At 74.0% G+C, this 21,724-nt stretch carries 24 protein-coding genes; 17 read left to right on the top strand and 7 right to left on the bottom strand.

The features are described 5' to 3' along the window. The first annotated feature begins 1 nt into the window (after nucleotide 1). Nucleotides 2-1,402: a glycosyltransferase 87 family protein gene (locus ACFZBX_RS13265; protein WP_391533638.1), complete on the top strand. Its 1,401-nt coding sequence runs from the start codon at nucleotides 2-4 to the stop codon at nucleotides 1,400-1,402. A 104-nt stretch (nucleotides 1,403-1,506) separates the two neighbouring features. Here the strand turns inward: ACFZBX_RS13265 and ACFZBX_RS13260 are convergent, their stop codons facing one another. After that, nucleotides 1,507-1,923, bottom strand: a complete 417-nt coding sequence (locus ACFZBX_RS13260) for an SsgA family sporulation/cell division regulator (protein ID WP_350544727.1) — start codon at nucleotides 1,921-1,923, stop codon at nucleotides 1,507-1,509. Between the two features lie 411 nt (nucleotides 1,924-2,334). Here ACFZBX_RS13260 and ACFZBX_RS13255 point away from each other — a divergent pair, with 411 nt between their 5' ends. From ACFZBX_RS13255 to mycP, 6 genes are all read left to right on the top strand, one after another. Beyond that, nucleotides 2,335-3,678, top strand: coding sequence for an RDD family protein (locus ACFZBX_RS13255; protein WP_391533637.1), 1,344 nt, complete (start codon nucleotides 2,335-2,337; stop codon nucleotides 3,676-3,678). Between the two features lie 91 nt (nucleotides 3,679-3,769). Further along, a complete protein-coding gene (locus ACFZBX_RS13250; protein ID WP_391533635.1) occupies nucleotides 3,770-4,495 on the top strand; it encodes an RDD family protein in 726 nt (241 codons plus the stop codon). Between the two features lie 201 nt (nucleotides 4,496-4,696). After that, nucleotides 4,697-5,413 carry an endonuclease V gene (locus ACFZBX_RS13245; protein WP_391533634.1) on the top strand — a complete coding sequence of 239 codons (717 nt, stop codon included), beginning with the start codon at nucleotides 4,697-4,699 and terminating at the stop codon, nucleotides 5,411-5,413. 93 nt (nucleotides 5,414-5,506) lie between these two features. Continuing rightward, the gene (locus ACFZBX_RS13240) at nucleotides 5,507-5,959 is read left to right on the top strand and encodes a hypothetical protein (protein ID WP_391533633.1); all 453 of its coding nucleotides are present in this window, start codon (nucleotides 5,507-5,509) and stop codon (nucleotides 5,957-5,959) included. Then, on the top strand, nucleotides 5,956-7,485 hold the full coding sequence (locus ACFZBX_RS13235; protein WP_391533632.1) for a hypothetical protein: 1,530 nt from the start codon (nucleotides 5,956-5,958) through the stop codon (nucleotides 7,483-7,485). Before ACFZBX_RS13240 ends, ACFZBX_RS13235 begins: the two co-directional genes overlap by 4 nt. A gap of 127 nt (nucleotides 7,486-7,612) precedes the next feature. Continuing rightward, nucleotides 7,613-8,860: a type VII secretion-associated serine protease mycosin gene (gene mycP / locus ACFZBX_RS13230; protein WP_391533630.1), complete on the top strand. Its 1,248-nt coding sequence runs from the start codon at nucleotides 7,613-7,615 to the stop codon at nucleotides 8,858-8,860. Here mycP and ACFZBX_RS13225 read toward each other — a convergent pair. After that, nucleotides 8,851-9,447: a GNAT family N-acetyltransferase gene (locus tag ACFZBX_RS13225; RefSeq protein WP_391533628.1), complete on the bottom strand. Its 597-nt coding sequence runs from the start codon at nucleotides 9,445-9,447 to the stop codon at nucleotides 8,851-8,853. The genes mycP and ACFZBX_RS13225 overlap by 10 nt on opposite strands. 67 nt (nucleotides 9,448-9,514) lie before the next feature. After that, complete coding sequence (locus ACFZBX_RS13220; protein WP_391533627.1) at nucleotides 9,515-10,162, bottom strand: NAD(P)-dependent oxidoreductase; 648 nt, start codon at nucleotides 10,160-10,162, stop codon at nucleotides 9,515-9,517. 145 nt (nucleotides 10,163-10,307) lie between these two features. Here ACFZBX_RS13220 and ACFZBX_RS13215 point away from each other — a divergent pair, with 145 nt between their 5' ends. Both ACFZBX_RS13215 and ACFZBX_RS13210 read left to right on the top strand, forming a co-directional pair. Then, on the top strand, nucleotides 10,308-10,781 hold the full coding sequence (locus ACFZBX_RS13215; protein WP_391533626.1) for a winged helix-turn-helix transcriptional regulator: 474 nt from the start codon (nucleotides 10,308-10,310) through the stop codon (nucleotides 10,779-10,781). Further along, a complete protein-coding gene (locus tag ACFZBX_RS13210) occupies nucleotides 10,778-11,350 on the top strand; it encodes a DinB family protein (protein ID WP_391533624.1) in 573 nt (190 codons plus the stop codon). Before ACFZBX_RS13215 ends, ACFZBX_RS13210 begins: the two co-directional genes overlap by 4 nt. A gap of 33 nt (nucleotides 11,351-11,383) precedes the next feature. On the opposite strand, the gene ACFZBX_RS13205 is transcribed toward ACFZBX_RS13210, so the two are convergent. After that, nucleotides 11,384-11,863 (bottom strand): RNA polymerase sigma factor, encoded by a 480-nt coding sequence (locus ACFZBX_RS13205; protein WP_391533623.1) that lies wholly within the window; start codon nucleotides 11,861-11,863, stop codon nucleotides 11,384-11,386. A 552-nt stretch (nucleotides 11,864-12,415) separates the two neighbouring features. Next, nucleotides 12,416-13,228 (bottom strand): hypothetical protein, encoded by an 813-nt coding sequence (locus ACFZBX_RS13200; protein ID WP_391533621.1) that lies wholly within the window; start codon nucleotides 13,226-13,228, stop codon nucleotides 12,416-12,418. A 256-nt stretch (nucleotides 13,229-13,484) separates the two neighbouring features. Between ACFZBX_RS13200 and ACFZBX_RS13195 the strand changes: the two genes are divergently transcribed. After that, nucleotides 13,485-14,513 (top strand): hypothetical protein, encoded by a 1,029-nt coding sequence (locus ACFZBX_RS13195; protein WP_391533619.1) that lies wholly within the window; start codon nucleotides 13,485-13,487, stop codon nucleotides 14,511-14,513. A 34-nt stretch (nucleotides 14,514-14,547) separates the two neighbouring features. On the opposite strand, the gene ACFZBX_RS13190 is transcribed toward ACFZBX_RS13195, so the two are convergent. Both ACFZBX_RS13190 and ACFZBX_RS13185 read right to left on the bottom strand, forming a co-directional pair. Next, nucleotides 14,548-15,138 carry an isochorismatase family protein gene (locus ACFZBX_RS13190; protein WP_380762476.1) on the bottom strand — a complete coding sequence of 197 codons (591 nt, stop codon included), beginning with the start codon at nucleotides 15,136-15,138 and terminating at the stop codon, nucleotides 14,548-14,550. Nucleotides 15,139-15,356: 218 nt separating this feature from the next. Next, nucleotides 15,357-16,673, bottom strand: a complete 1,317-nt coding sequence (locus tag ACFZBX_RS13185; RefSeq protein ID WP_391533617.1) for a nicotinate phosphoribosyltransferase — start codon at nucleotides 16,671-16,673, stop codon at nucleotides 15,357-15,359. A gap of 200 nt (nucleotides 16,674-16,873) precedes the next feature. On the opposite strand from ACFZBX_RS13185, the gene clpS reads away from it, so the two are divergent. The 7 genes from clpS to ACFZBX_RS13150 all read left to right on the top strand — a co-directional run bounded on the left by clpS (nucleotide 16,874) and on the right by ACFZBX_RS13150 (nucleotide 21,670). Beyond that, the gene (clpS, locus tag ACFZBX_RS13180) at nucleotides 16,874-17,167 is read left to right on the top strand and encodes an ATP-dependent Clp protease adapter ClpS (RefSeq protein WP_350544761.1); all 294 of its coding nucleotides are present in this window, start codon (nucleotides 16,874-16,876) and stop codon (nucleotides 17,165-17,167) included. 65 nt (nucleotides 17,168-17,232) lie between these two features. After that, the gene (locus ACFZBX_RS13175) at nucleotides 17,233-17,811 is read left to right on the top strand and encodes a DUF2017 domain-containing protein (protein ID WP_391533615.1); all 579 of its coding nucleotides are present in this window, start codon (nucleotides 17,233-17,235) and stop codon (nucleotides 17,809-17,811) included. A gap of 208 nt (nucleotides 17,812-18,019) precedes the next feature. Beyond that, nucleotides 18,020-19,477, top strand: a complete 1,458-nt coding sequence (locus ACFZBX_RS13170; RefSeq protein ID WP_391533613.1) for an amino acid permease — start codon at nucleotides 18,020-18,022, stop codon at nucleotides 19,475-19,477. A 54-nt stretch (nucleotides 19,478-19,531) separates the two neighbouring features. Next, the gene (locus ACFZBX_RS13165) at nucleotides 19,532-19,963 is read left to right on the top strand and encodes a Mov34/MPN/PAD-1 family protein (protein WP_391533611.1); all 432 of its coding nucleotides are present in this window, start codon (nucleotides 19,532-19,534) and stop codon (nucleotides 19,961-19,963) included. Between the two features lie 150 nt (nucleotides 19,964-20,113). Next, a complete protein-coding gene (locus tag ACFZBX_RS13160) occupies nucleotides 20,114-20,233 on the top strand; it encodes a putative leader peptide (protein WP_326846449.1) in 120 nt (39 codons plus the stop codon). Nucleotides 20,234-20,337: 104 nt separating this feature from the next. Then, nucleotides 20,338-20,616, top strand: a complete 279-nt coding sequence (locus ACFZBX_RS13155) for a MoaD/ThiS family protein (protein ID WP_344324737.1) — start codon at nucleotides 20,338-20,340, stop codon at nucleotides 20,614-20,616. Between the two features lie 85 nt (nucleotides 20,617-20,701). Then, nucleotides 20,702-21,670: a PLP-dependent cysteine synthase family protein gene (locus tag ACFZBX_RS13150; protein WP_391533609.1), complete on the top strand. Its 969-nt coding sequence runs from the start codon at nucleotides 20,702-20,704 to the stop codon at nucleotides 21,668-21,670. The last annotated feature ends 54 nt before the right edge of the window (nucleotides 21,671-21,724 follow it).

Here is a 21,724-nt window from a genome sequence, read left to right as displayed (position 1 = left end):
AGTGACAGCGGTGCAAGACGAGCGCGGCGTGGTGCCCAGCGCACCGGACCGGGCGCCCGCCCCCCTGTCGGACCGGCTGCGCACCGCCCTCGGCGCACCCCTGCGCGCCCTGCGCGAGGCCCCCCGCCGACCGCTGCTGGCCGTCTCCGCGGTCGCTTTCCTCTCCCTGCTCGCCTACGCGGTGGTGCGGCACTTCGCGCACACCTCGATGGTGGACATGATCGTCTACCGGGCCGAGGGCGCCGCCGTCGCCAACGGCGAGGACCTCTACGCCCTGCGCGTCACGCAGTGGAACCTGCCGGCCACCTACCCGCCGTTCGCCGCGATGCTTTTCGTGCCGACGACCTGGTTCCCCATCCCGTTCCTCCGGGTCGCGATCACGCTCTGCAACCTCGGGCTGCTCGCGCTGCTCACCCACCTGTCGTTCAAACTGGTCGGCTGGCCACGCCGGGACCTGCGCGCGATCGGCGTGATCCTGGTCACCGGCGCCGGCGTCTGGCTCGAACCCGTCTACACCACGCTGCGCTACGGGCAGATCAACCTCGCGCTGGCCTGCCTCATCCTCTGGGACCTCACCCGGCCCGACGGACGCCGCAGCAAGGGCGTCGCGATCGGCATCGCCGCCGGCATCAAGCTCACCCCCGGCCTGTTCGCGGTCTACCTGCTGCTCACCGGCCGGGTCCGGGCCGCGTTCGTGGCCGGCGCGACCTTCCTCGGCACCTTCCTGATCGGCGCGCTCGTCCTGCCCGACGCCACCTGGGGCTTCTGGACCAAGTACCTCTACGACTCCTCACGGGTCGGCAAGACCGAGATCGTCGACAACCAGGCGCTCAGCGGCGCCGTCGCCCGGCTGCTGCACACCGCCGAACCGGGCGCCCTCGCCACCCTGGCCGCCGCCGCCGTCGCGCTGGCCGGCCTCGGCGTCGCCGCCTGGGCCGCCCGCAGCGCGCGCTGGATGCCGCGGGCCGAGGCCTGGGGCGTCTGCTGCGCCGCCGTCACCGCCGTGCTGATCTCCCCGATCAGCTGGACCCACCACTGGGTCTGGTGCGTGCCGGTGCTCGTCCTGCTCGGCTGCGAGGCGGCGGTCGAACGGGCCCGTCCGGCCGCCGTCCGGAAGGTCCGCTGGCGGGCCGCCTTCGCCGCCACGCTGGTCGCCTTCCTGTCCTTCGCGATGTGGCTCGCCAAGCCGCAGGGCGCGCTGGTGCTGGAGCTGTCGCCGCTCCGCCAGATCCCGACCTCGGTCTACCCGATCGTCGGGATCTGCTTCCTGCTGGCCGCCGCGCTACGCGTCCGCGCCCGGCGCCTGGCGGCCGGTGCGCCGTCGGCGGCGCTGCCCGGCCAGCGGGGCGGCGGACGGCCGGACTCCGCGCGCGAGCGTCAGCAGGCCCCCGCGGCCCGCTGAGCCGGCGGGAGCGGGGCGTCGGCCCGGGTGCGGCGCGAGCCGCAGGAGCCGCGCGTGCCGCTTGCGGTGCTCATGGTGCTCTCGCTGTCCTCGCTGCTCCCGCTTCACGCGAGCAGCTCGGCCAGCGAGCCGTCCATGTCCAGCGCGGCCAGCTCGCTGCCCGGCGGCACCAGCCGGTGCGCCCGCTCCAGCCACGCGGCCACCGCCGGCAGCGGCGCCTCCAGCAGCGCGTCCCCCGCCGGCGAGCTCAGTGCCAGACAGAGCACGCTGCGCCGGCCGGACCGGGTCGGCCAGATCCGCACGTCGCCCTGGCCGCACGGCCGGAAGGTGCCCTCCACCAGCAGCTCTCGGGCGAACACCCAGGTCACTGGCGAGCCGGTGTCCAGGTGGAAGGTGATGTGCACGGCGTAGGGGTCGTGGCTGCCGTACGACAGCCGGGCCGGCACGGGGACGCTGTGCTCGGGGGACAGCACCAGGTTGAGCTCCAGCTCGTGCTCGACCACGCTCGTCGGGCGCTCCATGATCGTTCCTCTCTGCCTGCGGTTCGTGCCCGGTTCCGGGCCCTGTGCCTTTGGAGAGCGCGGCCCGGGAGCGCTCTTACACGGGTTTCCGGGATTTCCAGGATTTCTCGAATCTTTCGCGGAGATCCCTCGGTGGTGGTGTGGGGAGTGGTGAACGCGGGACGGCCGGCGCGTGGTCGGGCGTACGCGCCGTCTTCCTTACCGTGGGCGGCCTCCGGCTGTCCGGTGAATGGGGAACTTCGCTCCGCCCACCCGCCGAGGTACTACCCTTTGTGACTGCCCGGCGACTGTCCGCCCCCTCGGCGGCACCTCCTCGCGCGCCGACGGCGGCGCCGTCCGGGGTGCCCGTGCCACCGTCGCGCACACCCTCGCCGGGCACGCCGCATCGGCCTGCCAGGAAAGCGAGCCCCCATGACGGACCGGCCCCTCGCCGGCGGCAGCACGGACACGGCCGCCGGCCCCGCGCCGGGCTACTACCCCGACCCCTCCATCCCCGGGTTCGTCCGCTACTGGGGCGGCTCGGCCTGGGTGCCCGGCACCAGCCGGCCCGCCCCGGCCGAGGGCGAGGTGCTCGAACCGCCCCGGTACGCGACCCGCCGCCCGGGCACGGCCGCCGGCGGGGCCGGGGCGGGGCGGTACGTGCCGCCACCGGCGACGGCCGAGCCGGCGGCGGAGCCCGCGAGGCGGCCGTCGTCCGGCGGGGACAGCGGGCCGGTGTACCTGGACCAGACCGGGGGCGGGGCTTCGTTCACCTTCGTGGTGCCGGAGAACGGGCCGGTGTTCCGCCGTGGCGGGGAGCGGGCGTCCGGGGCGGAGCCGGCGGGGGAGGGGCGGGCGTTCGAACGGGTGCCTGAGCCGGATCCGGTGCCCGAGCCGGTGCTGGAGCCGGCGCTTGAGCCGGTGTTCGATGCGGGGCCGGAGCCGGGGCCGGAGTCGGCCGGGTGGCAGGCGGATCCCCGGGCGCAGCGCGGGCTGATGGAGGCGGGCGACGCGTCGCGCTGGGTGTCCTGGGGGGCGGCGCCCGAGGCGGTGGAGGAGCCGCCCGTCGAGGCGCCCGCGCCGGAGCCGGCGGCTCCGTCCCCGGTGCCGTCCCCCGAGCCGCCCGCCGCGGCGGAGGACGAGGGGGACGTCGAACCTTCGCCGCCCGTCGAGCCCGCCCCGTCCGCCCAGCCCGTCCCGGCCGCCGCCCGGCGCACCACCACCGTCCGGCCGGCGTCCCCCGCCGCGCGCCGCCGCCCCGCCCCGCCGCCGGTACGGCCCGCCGGGCTCGGCCGCCGGTTCGCCGCCCGGCTGGTCGACACCGCCGTGCTGGCCGTGGTCGCCGTCGCCGCGGGCGTCCCGCTCGGCCGCTCGGTCGAGGCCCACCTCCAGCGCAAGCTCGACCAGGCCCGGATGGCCAGCCGGCTCACCCGCCGCCAGATCGACGTGTGGCTGGTCGACGGCACGGTGCTCGGCAAGGCCGCCGTGCTGCTCGGCATCCTGCTGTTCGTGGGTCTGCTCTACGAGGTCCTGCCGACCGCCCGCACCGGCCAGACCTTCGGCAAGCGGCTCGCCCGGATCCGGGTGGTCGCGGTGGCCCGGACGGCGGCGGCCGGCGCCCCGGCCCGTCCGGGGATCGGCCGCTCCCTGGTCCGCTGGCTGGTCCGGCAGGCCTCGACGCTGCTGGTGGTCGGCCTGCTCTGGCCGCTGTTCGACCGGCCGGCCCGGCGCGGCTGGCACGACCGGGCGGCCCGCACCCGGGTCGTCCGGCACTGAGAGGCTCCACCGATCTCCCGTCCGTGGCCCTGTCGGACAAAACGGAGTCAATATCCCAAGTTCGTACAATGTGTGATGTTCTACTCGGGGAATGAGCACCTACGACCCCTCAGGCCCTGAGCCGGAGGGGGGCGGCAAGCCCTCCTTCGGCAAGCAGCCCCCGCAGTCGGGCGGCGGCACGCCGGAAGGTACGCCGTCGGACCCGTACGGCACCCCGTCCTCCGCCGACCCGCCACCCGACGGCGGCCCCGGCGCGTACGGCGGCACCTACGGCGGCTCTCCCACGGGCCCGCCCTACGGCCAGAACCCCTACGGCGGATCGCCGTACGACCAGCCCCCGCCCGGCTACGGCCCCACCGGCCACGGCGCGCCCGGCGCCGGCCCCGTCCCCGGCATGCCCCCGCTCGGCAGCTGGCCCAACCGGATCCTCGCCCGGCTGATCGACTACCTGCTGGTGCAGATCGTCGCCCTCCTCGTGGTCCTGCCGTTCGCCAGCCTCTCCGACCGCTCCGGCTCGGCCACCGCCTTCTGGCTCGCCTGCCTGCTCTACTTCGTCTACGAGGGCGTGATGCTCGGCCGGGACGGACAGACCCTCGGCAAGAAGGCCATGAAGATCCGGGTCGCCATGCTGGTCGACGGCAACTCCCCGACCCAGTCGGCCGCCTGGACCAGGGCGGCGGTCTTCGTCCTGCCCGCCCTGATCTGCTGTGCCGCGCTCTGGTGGCTCATCGACGGCATGTTCGGCGTCTTCGACCGGCCCTACCGCCAGTGCATCCACGACAAGGCCGCGAAGACGGTGGTGGTCTCCACCGCCTGAGCCGGCTCCGGGCCGGGCCGGGCCGGGCCCTGCCTGTGTTCCTTCCGACCGTGTTCCTTCCGACCGGCGTGCGGGACATCCCGCGCGCCGGTCGGCCGCGTACGGGGCGCGGAGGGCGGACGCCGTACCCGGGGCCGTCGGCCCCGCTCGGTACCGTGGGCCCGACCGCACCACCACCGCGCCCACCCAGGGGGAACCGCCGTGCCCATCCCCGCCGACTGGCCCACCACCGAGGCCGAGGCGCTCGCCGAACAGGAACGCCTGCGCCCGCTCGTCCGGGCGGCCGGCGCCATCGGCGCCACCGCCGGCCCGGACGGCGACGACCGGCTGATCGCCGGCGTCGACGTCGCCTACGACGACGCCCGCGACCTCGTCGTCGCGGCCGCCGTGGTCCTCGACCGCGCCACCCTCGCCGTCGTCGAGGAGACCACCGCCGGCGGACGCGTCGCCTTCCCCTACATCCCCGGCCTGCTCGCCTTCCGCGAACTCCCCGCCGTCCTCGACGCCCTCGCCGCCCTCACCCACCGCCCCGGCACCGTCGTCTGCGACGGCTACGGCCTCGCCCACCCGCGCCGCCTCGGCCTCGCCAGCCACCTCGGCGTCCTCACCGGCCTGCGCACCCTCGGTGTCGCCAAGACCCCGTTCACCTTCGACCACCGCGAACCGGGCCCCGCCCGCGGCGACACGGCCCCGCTCACCGACCCGGCCACCGGCGAGGAGGTCGGCCGCGCCCTGCGGACCCGGCCCGGCGTCAAACCCGTGTTCGTCTCGGTCGGCCACCGGATCGGCCTCGCCGAGGCCGTCGAGGCCACCATCCGCCTCACCCCCCGCTACCGCCTCCCCGAGACCACCCGGCACGCCGATTCGCTCTGCCGCCGCGCCCTCGGCGCCATGAGTGCGGCATCGGACGTGAACTGACGGCACACCAGGGACGGACCGTGTGTTAGACATGACCCACTCAGCGGAACCGTCGGCTGGACACCGGCCGGACGCACGGGGGAGGCGCCGAACGTGGCAACGGGGAACGGAACGGGATCGACCGGCGGGGCGGGGCGCGGCTACCGCGTCGAGGTCGAGCAGCTGCGCGCCTTCGCCGCCCAAGTGCGGCTGCTGCTCGCCGAGTTCCAGCACCACGCCGACGGCAACGCGGCCCACGGTCGCAGCGGCATCGGCCCCAGCTCGCTCGGCACCTTCGCCGAGGCCGACGACCTGCACGGCCGCTACCAGACCATGCGGGACGGCCTGCGCGACGTGCTCAACCAGCTCCAGGACGCCGTCGACGAGGCCCAGAAGAAGGCCGAACTCACCGCGACCAACTACGAGGAGCAGGAACACCGCACCAAGACCAAGCTGAAGCTCGGCGACGACGGCTGGTCCGTGGCCAACCCCTCCGCCACCAGCACCGCCGCCTACGCCCGGACCACCGCCCCGGCCCGGCACGACGACGGGAAGGGCGTCCGATGAAGTACACCGACTTCAGCAGCTACAGCCACGCCGAACTCCGCCGGATGGTCCAGGCGCTCAACCCCGGCGAGGTGATGGCCGCCGCCGACCCCTGGCGCCGCGCCGCCGACACCCTCAAGGCCATCCGCGCCACCCTCACCCGCGCCAGCACCGAGGCCGCCACCTCGTGGGAGGGCAGCACCAGCGACGCCTTCCACACCCGCATGCTCCACCTCGCCACCACCATCAACACCACCGCCTCCTACGCCAACGACGCCGCCATCACCCTCAAGGCGATCTCCGAGGCCATGGCCAAGGCCAAGCGCGACATGCCCGAGGAGCCCAGCGGCTGGGCGCAGTTCAAGGACGGCGTCGGAGACACCTTCTCCTCCCTCTTCGGCGCCGACGACGAGGACTCCCGCACGGACGTCGCCAACCAGAAGAAGGCCGAAGCCGCCACCGTCCTGCAGACCCTCGCCATGCACTACCGCACCGCCGGCCCGATGCTGAAGCCCCCACCGCCTCCGGGGGCGCCGCCGGGCCGCAAGAAGGACGACTACACGACCGAGCCGGAGAATGACGCGGGCTCGAGCGGCTACGCAGCCGTGGGAGGCTTCCTCGGCGGCGTCGGAGTTGGCAACGTCGGCCCAACTGCGGCACCGGTGTCGCGTCCGCGTGAGGGGGCGGTGGCGGATCCCCGGACCGGTGGCGCGGGGCGCTTGAACCAGCAGGGAACGAGCCCTTCGTTCTCGAAGGCACCGTCTGCTCCTTCCGACCCCGGTGTCAAGGGTGGCGTTGCCATGCCGCCGCCCAAGGCCTCGCCGGCGAAGTTCGGCGCCGGGACCGTCGTGGATGGCACGACCGCCGTCCCTGCCCCGGCGGCATCCGGAGGGCAGCCGCCGTCCGCGGGGAGCGGTACGTCGATACTCGGCTCGCCGGGGAACGGAGGAAGCCAGCACCTGCCCAACAGTCCTGTCGCACAGCCCGCCCCACAGGGCGTCAACACGGCCGGAACCCCCCACCCGAGCGGCCTCCCACAGGCCTTCGGCCCCGCCGGCAGGCAAGGGCAGGCGCCCAACGCCGGGTGGAAGGCGCAAACAGCCGGTCCGGAGGCTGTGCATGGCGGCCCCGAAGGGGCTCCGGGCCGGACCGGCGCCGGGCGCAGTGGCGCGATCTTCGGTGCTGAGGGCATGCCGGGGGTGAGCGGCGGTGGGGTTGTCGGCGGCGGTTCCACCCGAGGCAGGGGAGCCGGCGAAGGTACGTCCGGTCGAGTGGGCGGCACGGTCGTCGGTGTCGGGGACCAGTCCGGCAAGAGCGGCGGTGGCAAGCAGGCCTTCACCGAGGGCGGTTCGGGCGTGGGAGCGCGCGGCCGGATCCGGCCGGAGACCGGATCGGGGAGCCCGCTGACGCAGATGCCCATGGTTCCGCTGGGCAGCGCCGACCGAGGCCGGAAGGAAGACGAGAAGCGGAGGCGTCCTGACTACCTCGTCGAGGACGAGGAGACCTGGATGTCGGACGAGCCGGTCAATCCGAACGTGGTGGAATGACGGTCGGCCTTCGGGGCCGGGCGAATCGATCGGTTGCCCCGCGGCTGTCCGGGCCGCAGGGCAACCTCTGCGCTGAGTGGGGTGGCGGGGCTTGAGGTGCTGGCGTTCGGGCCGTGGAGCGGCCGCGTTGCTGGCAGGGGCATTGCTGGCGGTCGCAGGCATGGGTCCTGCCCAGGCCGACAGCATTCGCGATGCGCAGTGGCCGCTTGTCACCTACCAGGCGGAGTCAGCGATCTGGCCGGTCTCGCAGGGAGAGGGCGTGACGGTCGCCGTCATCGACAGCGGAGTGCTGAAGGACCACCGGGATCTGACGGGTCAGGTGCTGCCGGGGGCGGACTTCACCGGGGCGAAGACCGACGGTACGGAGGACAACGACGGCCACGGCACCGGAATGGCGAGTCTGATCGCCGGCCACGGCCACGGATCCGGGGCCGGCATCATGGGTCTGGCCCCCAAGTCCAGGATCCTGCCCGTCCGGATCACCTTGGACGAGGACTCGATCTCGGATCAGTCGGAGACCGCCAAGGCGATCCGCTATGCCGTTGATCATGGTGCGAAGGTCGTCAACATGTCGATCGGTGGACCCTCCGGCGCAGACCCCGATGAGCGTGCGGCGGTCAAGTACGCGCTCGACAAGGATGTGGTGCTGGTCGCGAGTACGGGCAATGACGGGGACAAGGGCAGCTCCGTTGACTACCCGGCCGCCTTTCCCGGGGTCGTCGCGGTCGGCGCGGTGGACCGGAACGGTCTGCTCTGGAGTAAGTCGAGTTTCGGCCCTGAGACCACCCTGGTGGCACCGGGCGCGGAGATCCCCCGGGCAGGCGCCGACTCGACGAGCGCGCAGGGCAAGGCCAACGGCACCTCCGACGCCACCGCCTACGTCTCCGCCACCGCCGCGTTGATCCGGGCGAAGTACCCGGAGCTTTCCGCCGGGCAGGTCATCAACCGGATGATCAAGACCGCCACGCCGCCCTCCGACGGGTCGGCGGTGCCGAGCGACCGGTACGGGTACGGGGTGCTGTCGCCGGCGAAGGCCCTGGAGGCGAATCCGGCGGTGGACGGGGGGCCGCGGGAGAATCCGTTGGCCGGGCGGGCGGAGGCGCAGGGGGGTGCGACCCCGACGCCGGTGCCGGGCGAGGAGGAGGACTGGGGGTCGCCGGTGGCGGTGCCGCCGGCGAGTGGGCCGAACCGCGGCGTGCAGTGGGTGCTGGCGGGGACCGCGGTGGTCGCGGTGGTGGTGCTGGCGGGCGTCGTGGTGACGGTGCTGCTGGTGGTGCGCGGGCGGCGCCGGCGCGAACGGGCCGCCGCCGATGCCGCTGCGGCGGCGTACCAGGGGTATCCGCCGCAGCAGCAGTGGCCGCCCTATCAGAGGTGAGCGGCGAGCCACTCGGGCCGCAGGGCGGCCATCTGGAGGACGTCGTGGTACTCGCCGGCCCAGTGGTGGGCCTGGCGGGCCCGGCCCTCGTGGACGAAGCCGGCCTTCTCGTAGGCGCGGGCGGCGCGGGGGTTGTAGGCGTAGACCTCCAGTTGGACGCGGTGGAGGCGGACCGTCCCGAAGGCGTGGCGCAGCAGCAGGACGGTGGCCTCGGTGCCGATGCCGCGGCCGGTGCTGCCGGGGGTGAGGGCGATCCGGTAGTGGGCGGAGGCGTTGTCGGGGTCGACGTCGTTGAGCGCGAGTTCGCCGAGGAAGCCGCCGGTGGCGCGGTCCTCGATGGCGAGGTCGAGCCGGTCGGGCTGCTCGGGGCGGGTGGTGCACCAGTCGCGGATCTCGTCCTCGGTGAAGGCCCGCCGGGTGCCGGTGAGGCGGTTGGTCTCCTCGTCGTCGGTGAACCGCCACATGGGGCCGGCGTGCCGGGCGGAGAGCGGGACGAGGGTGACGGTGGCGCCGGGCAGGGTCGGTTTGCGGGCGAGCGCGCCGGGATCGAAGGCGGCGTGGGGATCGTGGGCGGCGGAGGTCGGCATGCCGGTCAGGATGGACCGGAACGCTCCGCCCCTTCCAGTGGGTTTCCGCAGCCGACCGGGTCCCCGGTCACTCGGCGACGGCGATCTGCTCGCGGTGCCGGGCGGCCGCTCCGGCTAGTTGGTCGGTGACCGCGGCGGCGAGGTCGGCCTGGGCGATCCGCTCGCCGATGACCTGCGGGCCGCCCGTCCGGTAGCGGCCGGTGCCGGGGGCGGTGCGGTCGAGGTCGAGCGGCGGGGTGACGACGACCCAGTCGAGGGCGGCGGGAGATTCCCGGAGGAGGTCGAGGGCGGCGGCGTGGCCGAGCGAGAAGGCGCGGTGGGCCTCGGGGAAGGCGGGGTCGTCGTGGACGGCGACGCCGGGTGCGCTCTCCAGGGTGGTGGCGACGCCGACGTGCACGAGCCGGTGGACGCCGGCGGCACCGAGGCCGGTGACCAGGGCGCGGGCCGCGGCGGGGTAGAAGTCGCCGGACGGGACGTCGGGGCTGTAGACCGTGCTGACGGCGGCGGCGTGGCCGCGGGCGGCGGTGGCGACGGCGGCGGGGTCGGTGACGTCGCAGGGGACGAGGGCGACGCCGGGGCCGGCCAGGTCGGCGTGCCGCGCGGTGGTGCGGACGGCGGCGGTCACGGTCAGACCGCGTCGGCGGGCCTCGGCGACCACGGCGCGGCCGACCTGGCCGCCGGCGCCGAACACGATGACATCGGTGGTGGGGTTCACGGGGGATTCCGTCCGTTCGTCGGTGGCGGGGAGGTGGAGGGGCGGGGGCGCTGCTCGCCGCCCGCCGCTGCCGCGACAGTAGAACGGGGGGTGCCGGTTACTTCAACGGTACCGGCGGGCCCGCGTGTTCGGTTACCGTCGGGGCATGACACGGACCGTGCCCGCACCGTTGCCGCCGGACTTCTTCGATCCGCACTGCCCGGTGCAGCGGATCCCCGTGCTGGGCGGCAAGAAGTGGGCGTGGAAGATCGTGCGCTGCCTGGAGGGCGGGCCGCGCCGGTTCTCGGAGCTGCGGGTGCCGTTGGTGGGGATCACGGCCAAGGTGTTGGCCGAGTCGCTGCGGTCGATGGAGTACGACGGCGTTGTCAGCCGTACGGAGTACGCGGAGAACCCCCCGAGGGTGGAGTACGCGTTGACGCCGCTCGGCCGGACGCTGCTGGGGCCGATGGACGCGGTGTGCGACTGGAGCCGGGTCAATCTGGCCGATTTGCTCGCCGCCCGCGAGGCGGCCGAGGGCGCCGAGGGGGCCGGGAGCGCCGGGGGTGGCAGGATTTCGGTGGCCGCTGGCGGCGACGCCGCTGGTGGGAGGGGTGGGAGCGCGGCCATGCTGGGCGCATGAGCACTTCCGAACACAGCGGCGGTACGGCCGGCGAGGATGCGATCGTTCCCGACACCAAGGACTGGACGTGGGTGCTGGAACGCCCCTGCGCGGACTGCGGGCTGGATTCCGGCGCGGTCGGGCGGGAGGACGTGGCGGGCATGATCCGGGCCAACGCGGCGGCCTGGGAGGGGGTGCTGGCGGGGGAGCCGGAGGCGCTGCGCCGTCGGCCGCGTCCGGAGATCTGGTCGGACCTCGAGTACGCGTGTCACGTCCGGGACGTGTTCCGGCTGTTCCACGTCCGGCTGAACCTGATGCTGGACCAGGACGACCCGCTGTTCGCCAACTGGGACCAGGACGAGACGGCCGTCGCCGAGCGGTACGGCGAGCAGCGGCCGGCCGTGGTGGCGGGGGAGTTGGCGCGGGCGGCGGAGGTGCTGGCGGCGGCGTTCGAGGGGGTGTCGGACACGCAGTGGGGCCGCACCGGCAACCGCAGTGACGGGGCGCGCTTCACGGTGGAGTCGTTCTCCCGCTACCTGGTCCACGATCCGGTCCACCACCTGTACGACGTCACGGGTGAGCGGGTCTGAGGCCCGGGGGGACGCTCGTTTCCCGGCCCGGGTTCACCAGCCGGAGGCCTCGCGCAGCATGGTGCGGCGCAGCCGCCCGGCCACGCTGGCGGTGTCGGTGCCGATGACGTCGGCGATCTCCGGGGCGGCGAGGCCGACGACGTAGTGCAGGATGGCGAGGTCGTCGTCGGCGGGCCGGCCGGGGCGGTCCTGGGTGTGGGGACGCTCCTGGGCGCCGGGGCGGCCGGCGGACGGGCCGCTCTGCCGGGTGTGGTCGCCGACGGTGTCGCGCAGGATCTGCCAGGCGTGCGCGGTGGGGTTGGAACTGCCCAGCAACTCGCGCCACTGGACGGCGATTTCCGCGAAGGCCTGCTGGACGGCGCCGGCCGCGCGGTCCGGGTCGGGCAGCCAGACCCGGGCATAGCTGAGGTACCGCGGTCGGTGCAGCTCGCAGAACGCCGCGAACTCCAGCGGTACGGCGGGTTCGCCGGGCCCCGGGGGTGGCTCGGCGGTGCTGTCATGACGTTGGGTCATCTCGGCTTCTTGGCAAGTGAGATGGGCTTCTGACGGTCGATCATCTGTGCTCACTCTACGGTAGGCGCTCGGTGCGCTGGGTTACCAATCGGCTGGATTGCCCGGAAGGCGCCGCCGCGCGGCCGGTTCCGGCGGTGGGCCGGGTGGGGATCGGCGGGCGGTGCGGCGGTGGCGGACGGGCGGGGAGTGGTGCGCAGTGGTGTCAGAGGCGTGGGTGCGGAGCTTCGTGGCCGGTCAGCGGGGTGACACGGCCGACGGCGGCGGCCGGCCGGCATGCCGCCGCAGAGGGTGTGATGTGCCACCGTAGGCGGTCCGGCGGCTCTCGTCCACGTCTGCGGCGCGAAGCTGCGCCCGCACCACCGGTCGCACCACCGTCCGCGCGCCGGACGGGCTGTGCCGGACCCTCCCGGGCTGCGGCGATGCCCCGGGCGGGGCCTGTGGCGGCGCCCTCGGCGAGGGGGTGGGGCGATGGGCCGGCCCCGTCGCACGCATCCCGCGTGCCCGGCCCTTCGACGGTGGATCGCCGTGTACGAGCTGAAGGTTGACGAACAGTCAGGAGGTGCCGCGGTGGCCCTCCGGTGAGGCGACCCGGTCGTCCGGCGCGGTGGCCCGGGCGAGCTGGGCGGGGAACGCCTCGACCACCCGCCGGCGGGCGAGCCGCGCGGCCGCCGCAGCCGCGGCCCCTGCGGCCCCGGCCGCCTCCGTGGCGGCCGTCAGCCGCTCCCGCTGGTGCTCCCGTCCCCGGGTGTCGGTCCCGGGCTCCGCGGTCGCGTGTTCCACGCCCGCGCGCCCGCCGTCCTGCCGGCTCGCCGGGATCACCGGGATCACCGGGCCCGATGGGATCGACGGGAGCGTCCGGGTCTGCTGGATCTCCTGGTTCTGCTGGGCCTGTTGGGTCTCCTGTTCCTCGTGGGCCGAGTCGCGGGCCGCGCTGTGGGCCGCGTCGTGGGCCGAGTCGTGGGCGCTTTCGTGGACGGCCTCGCGCGCGGCCTTGGCGGCGGACCGCACGCGGGCCGCCTCGGAGCCCCGTCGGGCCCGGCCGTGGGCGGTGCGCGCCGCGTGTTCCTCGGCCGCCTGTCTAGCCGCCAGGTAGGCCTGGACGGCGGCCATCCCGTACACCGGCTGGATCAGCTGGTGGCCCTTGAAGAAGGGGCGGGCGGGGGCGAATCCGGCGGCGACCACCAGGTCGCGGATCTCCGCTATCTCCGCCTCGCTGCGTGCGGTGAAGCGGACCTCCCAACCCTTCTTGTAGGTATGGCCCTGTGCGCCGCTGCGGCGGGCCGGGTCCGGCCGGCGGACGTATCCGGGCAGGCGTCCGAGGCGGAGCTGGGCCGCCCGGAGGCCGGCGGTCTCGTCACGTGACATGTACTAAGGGTAGGCAATCCGGCGGGCTGGAGTGACGTCCGGAGGTGACTTCGCCGTATGTGCTTGATCACGCAGGGTCAGAGGTCCTGGTGGCTGATCGAGGATGATCAAGTATGACAACCATCTGATCACCCATTCCTCCGAATGGGTGAGGGTATGAGGACTTTAGTGCGGCCTGGTCCCGGTTTCACGACGGTTGGGTAACAGTGCGTCAGGCGGCCGCGACTGGCTCCGGGGCGTTGGGGATGGTGTCGGCATGAACTACCGGATTCCCATGCCGCCGCCGTCCCTGGAGGAACTGGCGCGCCGTCAGCAGAACGTCCTCACCGCCGGCCAGCTGCGCGCCCGGGGTGTGCCGGCCCGGATCATCAGCGAGCACTGCCGCCGCGGCGGCCCCTGGCAGCGGCTGCTGCCCCGGGTCTACCTGCTGCAGTCCGGCGACCCCTCGCCGGAGCAGCGGATGTGGGCGGCGCTGCTGTACGCGGCGCAGAACGGCCGCGAGGAGGGCGGCCGCGCGGGGGCGGTGATCACCGGCACGGCCGCGCTCGCGCTGTACGGCTTCGCCGCGGTGCCCCGGCTGCCCGCCGTCACCGGGGTGGACGTGCTGGTGCCCCGCCAGCGGCGGCTGAAGGATGCCGGCGAGGTGCGGATCCGGCGCACCGAGCGGGAGTTGGTGGCGCACTCGGTGCACGGGCTGGCCTGTGCGCCGGTGGCCAGGGCGGTGGCCGACGCGCTGCGCGAGTGGACGTCCGGCGACCCGGCGTGCGGGGGAGCGGGCGGGGCGGCGCCGGTGCGCGAGGTGCTCTGCGAGGCCGTCCGCCGCCCGGAGCTGCGCTGCCCGGTGCGGGAGCTGGCCGCCGAGCTGGCCGAGTCCGGACTGGTCGCCGACCCCCGGGTGCGGGCCGTGCTGGACGGCCTGCTGGCGGGCGAGCGGGACCGGACGCTGGAGCGGGTCGGCGAACTGGTGGACGAGTGGCTGCTGCCCGTCCCGCTGGCCGGCCCGGAGCTGCGGATGCGCGGCGGCACCTATGTGGCCGTGCCGGACCTCTACTGGCCGGAGGCGGGCGTCGCGGTCGAGGTCGACTCGGGGCTGCGCTGCGTCAGCGAGGGCGAGGCGGCCTGGGTGCGCGGCGGCCAGCACCGGATGGAGTACCTGGGGGTGCGGGTGGTGTACGTCTGCGGCACCCGGCTGGCCGCGGACGCGGACGCGGTCGGCGCCGAGCTGCGCGAGGCGTTCCGGCTCGGCGGGACCGACGTGGTGGAGCTGATGGTCTCCGGGCACTGAACGGGCCCGCGGCCGCGACCGCCGGCGCGCGGGCTCAGCCCCCGACGACCGGCGTGCCGACCAGCTCCACCCCGGCCGCCCGCAGCTCGTCCAGCGCCGCGGCGGTGGTCGGCGCGGCCACCCCGGCGGTCAGGTCGAGCAGCACCCGGGTGGTGAACCCGGCCCGCACCGCGTCCAGCGCGGTGGCCTTGACGCAGTGGTCGGTGGCGATGCCGACCACGTCGACCTCGGTGACCTGCCGCTCGCGCAGCCACTGCGCCGGTCCGCGGTCGTTCTCGTCCACGCCCTCGAAGCCGCTGTACGCCGCCGCGTAGGCGCCCTTGTCGAAGACCGCCTCGATCGCGCCGGAGGTGACGGACGGGGCGAAGTTGGGGTGGAAGCCGACGCCCTCGGTGCCCGCGACGCAGTGCACGGGCCAGCTGTGCACGTAGTCGGGCTGCTCGGAGAAGTGGTCGCCCGGGTCGATGTGGTTGTCGCGGGTGGCGAGGATGTGCCGGTAGCCGGGCGCGGACTCGGCGATGAGATCGGTGATCGCGGCGGCCACCTCGGCCCCGCCGGCGACGGCCAGGCTGCCGCCCTCGCAGAAGTCGTTCTGCACGTCGACGACGATCAGTGCCCGGTGCATGGCTGGAATTCCTCGGTCTGGTGGGGTCCTGCGGAGGACGGGGGAGGGGGGACGTGAGGGGGCCTCACGGTCCGTACGGGGGAACTCTACGGTCGACTGTAGGCAGTGGCATCCGGGGGCGGAAGGCCCGGGGTGCGCCCGGCCCTTCCCCCGTCCGCGAACGGTTGCGCGCTCCGTCGGCGGACCGTTCACGAACGGCCGCCGCCCGCGCGGCGCCGTCACACGTGCAGCTCGGTCGCCAGCACCGGGTCGCCCTTGGAGAGCTGGGTGGCCGACAGCGGCAGCGCCGCCCGGGCCCGGGTGTGCCGCTCGCGCGCTGCCTCCAGCGGCTCCCGGCCGACCACCTCGCCGGACTTGACCAGCGGCACCTGCACCACGTGCGGCGCCAGGGCGTCCGGGACCGGCCCGATGCCGACGACCTCGGCCTCGGCGACGCCGTCCGCGTCCGGCCGCCGGGCCGCCCACTTGCGCCCGCCGATGCTGGTCTTGCCGCCGGCCGCGCGCTTGGCGACCGGGACCATCGGGCCGTCGGGTCCGGCGGCGCGGGCGACCAGCTTGTAGACCATCGCGCAGGTCGGCTGGCCGCTGCCGGTGACCAGGCTGGTGCCGACGCCGTAGCCGTCCACCGGGGCGGCGGCGAGCGCGGCGATCGCGTACTCGTCGAGGTCGGAGGTGACGATGATCCTGGTCCCGGTGGCACCGAGCTCGTCGAGCTGGCGGCGGACCCGGTGGGCGAGCAGGGTGAGGTCGCCGGAGTCGATCCGGACCGCGCCCAGTTCGGGGCCGGCCACCTCGACGGCGGTCTGCACGGCCTCGCGCAGGTCGAAGGTGTCGACCAGCAGGGTGGTGCCCCGGCCCATCGAGTCGATCTGGGCCCGGAAGGCGTCCCGCTCGCTGTCGTGGACGAGGGTGAAGGCGTGCGCGGCGGTCCCGGTGGTGGGGATGCCGTAGGCGAAGCCCGCCTCCAGGTCGGAGGTGGCGGCGAAGCCGGCCACGTACGCGGCGCGGGCGGCGGCGACGGCGGCCCGCTCGTGCGCCCGCCGGGCGCCCATCTCGATCACCGGGCGGCCGCCGGCGGCGGAGGTCATCCGGGAGGCGGCGGCGGCGATCGCCGAGTCGTAGTTGAGGATCGAGAGGATCACCGTCTCCAGGATCACCGCCTCGGCGAAGCTGCCCTCGACGGTGAGCAGCGGCGAGCCGGGGAAGTAGACCTCGCCCTCGGGGTAGCCGTGGATGTCGCCGGTGAACCGGTAGTCGGCGAGGAAGCGCAGGGTCTCCTCGTCGACCACGCGCTGGTCGGCGAGCCAGCCGAGCTGGGCGGAGGTGAAGCGGAAGTTCTCCACCGCGTCCAGGACCCGGCCGGTGCCGGCCAGCACGCCGTAGCGCCGTCCGGCGGGCAGCCGACGGGTGAACACCTCGAAGACGGAGCGGCGGTGCGCGGCCCCGCTGCGCAGGGCGGCCTGCAGCATGGTGAGCTCGTAGCGGTCGGTGAGCAGCGCGGTCGAGCCGGCCGCAAGCACGGAAGTGGCGTCCATGAGGATGATGCTACTACCCCTTAGCGTCAATGTGACGATTTCTCGGTGCGGTGATCGCCGAGCGCGTCGCCGGGGCGGGGGCGGAATCGCCCGCGGGTCCCCCGGATGGCAGCATGGGGCTGGAGGGGCACGTGGAGGTCACGTGACGGCCGGGTGGGAGCCACCCGGGAACCGAACTGAGCGGCAGGAGGGATCCGGCGGTGAGTGTCGCGCCCGTGGAGATCGAGCGCCCGGAGGTCGAGGGCGTACCGGTGACGGAGCCGGACACCCCGTGGGTCACCATCGTCCACAACGATCCGGTCAACCTGATGAGCTACGTCCAGTACGTCTTCCAGGCCTACTTCGGCTATCCGAAGGAGAAGGCCAGGAAGCTGATGATGGAGGTGCACACCAAGGGCCGGGCGGTGGTCTCCAGCGGCTCGCGCGAGGAGATGGAGCGCGACGTGCAGGCGATGCACGGCTACGGCCTCTGGGCGACCCTGCAGCACGACTGACCACGGCCGGCCGTACGCGCGGCCGCGGACCACTGGAACCGACGAGGACGGGCTGACCGATACCGATGGCTGGGTTGTTCGAGAGTGCCGGCGGCGGGGGCGCGGTGCTCGCGCTGGACGAGCTGGAGGCCTCCATCCTGCGCTCGCTGGAAGTGCAGATGCTGGAGCTGATCGGCCCCGGCCCGGGCGGGGACGGGTCCGGCGACCCGCTGGCGGCGCTGTTCGCCGAGGGGCCGACCAAGGCGCCCGAGGACCCGGCGCTGGCCCGGCTCTTCCCGGACGCCTACGGGGATCCGGACGGACCGGCCGACCCGGAGTCCCGGGAGGCGTCCGGGGAGTTCCGCCGCTACACCGAGCTGGACCTGCGGGCCCGCAAGCGCGAGGACGCGCTGCGCGTCGTGCGGGCGCTGGACGGCCTGGGCGGCGAGGGCGGGCAGGTCGACCTGGACCCCGACGCGTGCCGGTGCTGGCTGGGCGCGCTCAACGACCTGCGGCTGACCCTGGGCGTGCGCCTGGAGGTCGACGAGGACGACGAGCAGGGCCTCTACGGCCTGCCGGACACCGACGACCGCAAGCCTCTGGTGATGGCCTACCTGTGGCTCGGCGCCCTCCAGGAGTCGCTGCTGGAGGCGCTCACCGACTGAGGGTCCCCCGTCCGGGCAAGCCCCGGCCACTCGTCCGCATGGTGGACGGTCGGCCGGGGCTTTTCCGTCCAAAACGGGCGAAACCCCCTCAGGGCATGCTCAAATATCGCTCAGATGGAAACCGCTATCCGGACCGTGCGTGGTACGACTGCTGCTCCCCCCGCCTCCATGAGTCCCACCCGCGACATCCCATCCAGGACGGTGCAGCATGGCCGAACAGCTCTACGACGAGGTCGTCGACGCCAGACCGGACGACGAGGGCTACCACCGAGGCCTGGGCAGCCGCCAGATCCAGATGATCGCGATCGGCGGCGCCATCGGCACCGGTCTCTTCCTCGGTGCGGGCACCGCCATCTCGAAGTCCGGCCCCAGCCTGATCCTGTCCTACGCGGTCGCCGGCGTGGCGATCTTCGCGATCATGCGGGCGCTCGGCGAACTGCTCACCTACCGCCCGGTGGCCGGCAGTTTCGCCGAGTACGCGCGGGAGTTCCTCGGACCCTTCGCCGGCTATGTGACCGGCTGGACGTACTGGCTCTTCTGGGTGGTCACGGGCATGGCGGAGACCACCGCCGCGGCCGTCTACGTGAAGTTCTGGGCCCCCGAGATCCCGCAGTGGCTCTGCGCGCTCTGCTTCCTGGTGCTGCTCTACGGGGCCAACCTGATCTCGGTGAAGATCTTCGGCGAGATCGAGTTCTGGTTCTCCATGGTCAAGGTCACCGCGATCATCGGCATGATCCTGATCGGCATCGGGGTGCTCACCCTCGGCTTCAGCGACGCCGGCGACACCGCGTCGGTCACCCACCTGTGGAAGGACGGCGGCTTCTTCCCCAAGGGCATCGGCGCCACCGTGATGACCCTGCAGATCGTCATGTTCGCCTACCTGGGCGTCGAACTGGTCGGCGTCACCGCGGGCGAGAGCGAGAACCCGAAGAAGACCCTCCCGCGCGCCATCAACACCCTGCCGTGGCGGATCGCGCTGTTCTACATCGGCGCCCTGGTCGTCATCCTCTCGCTCGTGCCGTGGACCGAGTTCCGGCCCGGCGTCAGCCCGTTCGTCGCCACCTTCGGCAAGATCGGCATCCCCGCCGCGGCCGGCATCATCAACTTCGTGGTGCTCACCGCCGCGCTCTCCTCCTGCAACTCCGGCATGTACTCCACCGGCCGGATGCTGCGCGACCTCGCCCTGCGCGGGCAGGCCCCCGGACGGCTCACCCGGCTCAACACCCACCGCACCCCGGCCGCCGCGATCACCGTCTCCACGCTGCTGATGGGCATCGGCGTGGTGCTCAACTACCTCGTCCCCGCCAAGGCGTTCGAGTACATCACCTCGGTCGCCACCGTCTGCGGCCTGTGGACCTGGGCGATGATCCTGATCTGCCAGATCCGCTACCGGCGGGCCTGGAAGGGGGGCCACCTGCCGCCGCCCACCTTCAAGGCCCCCGGCGGCGTCTGGAGCAGCTGGGCCGCGCTGGCCTTCCTCGCGGTGGTGGTCGTGCTGATCGGCCTGGACCCGGGCAACCGGATCTCGCTGTACGTCTTCCCGATCTGGGCCGTGCTGCTGGTCGCCGGCTACCGGGGCCTCGGACGCCGCGCCCCCGAGGCCGTGCACGCGGTCGCCCACGACCACCTGCACGCGCCGGACGGCGACGGCGCCGATCCCCGCTGACCGCGCCTCGGACGCCCCGGCGGGCCGCCGCCGGGGCGTGGCTATCCTGGCGCCATGCTGACCATCACCCGAGAACTGCGCGACGCGATCGTCGCCCACGCCCGTGCCGACCACCCGGACGAGGCCTGCGGCGTGGTCGCCGGGCCGGAGGGCAGCGGCCGCCCCGAGCGGTTCATCCCGATGCTCAACGCCGCCCGCTCGCCCACCTTCTACGAGTTCGACTCGGGCGACCTGCTCAAGCTCTACCGCGAGATGGACGACCGGGACGAGGAGCCGGTGATCGTCTACCACTCGCACACCGCCACCGAGGCCTACCCCTCGCGCACCGACGTGAGCTACGCCTCCGAGCCGAACGCCCACTACGTCCTGGTCTCGACCGCCGACGGCAACGGCCCCGGCGACCCGTACCAGTTCCGCTCGTTCCGCATCGTGGACGGCGTGATCACGGAGGAAGACGTCCAGGTCGTCGAGGCCTACCCGGCCTGACCCGCACCCACCTGGGCGAGGCCCGCCGACCGCCCGCGAGCGGTCGGCGGGCCGCTGCGTTTCCCGGGCCGTCTCGACATGGGGGACCAACTCATCCGCATCCCGAGACGGGCATGGAGGAGCGGGCCCGGGAATCTATACGATGAGCCCATGCGTTCCGTCGATGTGAGCACCCAGGCCCCGGGCACCCGCCTCGTGGCGCGCCTGCACATCGACCTGTGCCGGCTCGCCAGCGCGATCTGTCCCGGCACGCCGGCGCGCTCGCGCTGAGCCGCCCGACCAGGCCCGCCCGCGGAGACCACCGCCCCGGGCCGTACCACCCTGCCGCGTCCGCTGCGGCCCACCCACCTCACGACTCGCACAGGAGCGCAGCCATGGCCATCGAGGTCCGCATCCCGACCATCCTCCGCACCTACACCGACGGCGCCAAGGCCGTCGAGGGCTCCGGCAGCAACCTCGGGGAGCTTTTCCAGGACCTCGACGCCCGCCACCCGGGCATCGCCGCCCGCCTGCTGGACGGCGGCGAGCTGCGCCGCTTCGTCAACGTCTACCTCAACGACGAGGACGTCCGCTTCCTGGAGGGCATCTCCACCGCCGTGGCCGACGGCGACAGCGTCACCATCCTGCCCGCCGTGGCCGGCGGCGCCCGCTGACCACCCGCCCGCCCCGTCCCGCGCACCGCCCGGGACGGGACGGGCCGCCCGTACCGAACCCCACCGCCGCCCGCCGGAGGACCCCTTGCGTTACGACAGCCCGCTCGAAGCCGTCGGCAACACCCCGCTGGTCCGCCTGCCCCGGCTGTCCGCCGCGGTGCCCGGCAACACCGAGGGCCTGGTCACCCTCTGGGCCAAGCTGGAGGACCGCAACCCCACCGGCTCCATCAAGGACCGCCCGGCGCTGCACATGATCGAGCGCGCCGAGGCCGAGGGGCGGCTCACCCCCGGCTGCACCATCCTCGAACCCACCAGCGGCAACACCGGCATCTCGCTGGCCATGGCGGCCAAGCTCAAGGGCTACCGGATGGTCTGCGTGATGCCCGAGAACACCAGCGAGGAACGGCGCGAACTGCTCCGCATGTGGGGCGCCGAGATCATCTCCTCGCCCGCCGCCGGCGGCTCCAACACCGCCGTGCGGATCGCCAAGGAGACCGCCGCCGACCACCCCGACTGGGTGATGCTCTACCAGTACGGCAACCCCGACAACGCCGGCGCCCACTACGCCGGCACCGGCCCGGAGATCCTCGCCGACCTGCCCTCCGTCACCCACTTCGTGGCCGGCCTCGGCACCACCGGCACCCTCATGGGCGTCGGCCGCTACCTGCGCGAGAAGGTCCCCGGCGTGCGGATCGTCGCCGCCGAACCGCGCTACGACGACCTGGTCTACGGCCTGCGCAACCTCGACGAGGGCTTCGTCCCCGAGCTGTACGACGCCGAGGTGCTCACCACCCGCTTCTCCGTCGGCTCCGCCGACGCCGTCCGCCGCACCCGCGAACTCCTCCAGGAGGAGGGCATCTTCGCCGGCGTCTCCACCGGCGCGATCCTGCACGCGGCGATCGGCGTCGGCCGCAAGGCCGCCCAGGCCGGCGAGCGCGCCGACGTCGTCTTCGTGGTGGCCGACGGCGGCTGGAAGTACCTGTCCACCGGCATCTACACCGCCGAGTCCACCGAGGCCGCCGTCGAGGCGCTGCAGGGCCAGCTCTGGGCCTGACGGCGCCCGCCCGGCCGGTCCCGCCCGGGAACCGGCCGGAACCCGCCCGCCCCC

The sequence above is a fragment of the Kitasatospora sp. NPDC008115 genome, assembly GCF_042957205.1.
Classification (GTDB): Bacteria; Actinomycetota; Actinomycetes; order Streptomycetales; family Streptomycetaceae; genus Kitasatospora.
The sequence above is the reverse complement of the archived record's forward strand: the minus strand, read 5'-3'. Positions and strand labels throughout refer to the sequence as shown.

Coding starts and splice junctions, on each gene's coding strand:
- ACFZBX_RS13260 (WP_350544727.1), bottom strand. CDS start 1,923: ATGGAGCGCCCGACGAGCGTGGTCGAGCACGAGCTGGAGCTCAACCTG.
- ACFZBX_RS13255 (WP_391533637.1), top strand. CDS start 2,335: ATGACGGACCGGCCCCTCGCCGGCGGCAGCACGGACACGGCCGCCGGC.
- ACFZBX_RS13250 (WP_391533635.1), top strand. CDS start 3,770: ATGAGCACCTACGACCCCTCAGGCCCTGAGCCGGAGGGGGGCGGCAAG.
- ACFZBX_RS13235 (WP_391533632.1), top strand. CDS start 5,956: ATGAAGTACACCGACTTCAGCAGCTACAGCCACGCCGAACTCCGCCGG.
- ACFZBX_RS13225 (WP_391533628.1), bottom strand. CDS start 9,447: ATGCCGACCTCCGCCGCCCACGATCCCCACGCCGCCTTCGATCCCGGC.
- ACFZBX_RS13215 (WP_391533626.1), top strand. CDS start 10,308: ATGACACGGACCGTGCCCGCACCGTTGCCGCCGGACTTCTTCGATCCG.
- ACFZBX_RS13210 (WP_391533624.1), top strand. CDS start 10,778: ATGAGCACTTCCGAACACAGCGGCGGTACGGCCGGCGAGGATGCGATC.
- ACFZBX_RS13205 (WP_391533623.1), bottom strand. CDS start 11,863: ATGACCCAACGTCATGACAGCACCGCCGAGCCACCCCCGGGGCCCGGC.
- ACFZBX_RS13200 (WP_391533621.1), bottom strand. CDS start 13,228: ATGTCACGTGACGAGACCGCCGGCCTCCGGGCGGCCCAGCTCCGCCTC.
- ACFZBX_RS13195 (WP_391533619.1), top strand. CDS start 13,485: ATGAACTACCGGATTCCCATGCCGCCGCCGTCCCTGGAGGAACTGGCG.
- ACFZBX_RS13190 (WP_380762476.1), bottom strand. CDS start 15,138: ATGCACCGGGCACTGATCGTCGTCGACGTGCAGAACGACTTCTGCGAG.
- ACFZBX_RS13185 (WP_391533617.1), bottom strand. CDS start 16,673: ATGGACGCCACTTCCGTGCTTGCGGCCGGCTCGACCGCGCTGCTCACC.
- ACFZBX_RS13175 (WP_391533615.1), top strand. CDS start 17,233: ATGGCTGGGTTGTTCGAGAGTGCCGGCGGCGGGGGCGCGGTGCTCGCG.
- ACFZBX_RS13170 (WP_391533613.1), top strand. CDS start 18,020: ATGGCCGAACAGCTCTACGACGAGGTCGTCGACGCCAGACCGGACGAC.
- ACFZBX_RS13165 (WP_391533611.1), top strand. CDS start 19,532: ATGCTGACCATCACCCGAGAACTGCGCGACGCGATCGTCGCCCACGCC.
- ACFZBX_RS13160 (WP_326846449.1), top strand. CDS start 20,114: ATGCGTTCCGTCGATGTGAGCACCCAGGCCCCGGGCACCCGCCTCGTG.
- ACFZBX_RS13155 (WP_344324737.1), top strand. CDS start 20,338: ATGGCCATCGAGGTCCGCATCCCGACCATCCTCCGCACCTACACCGAC.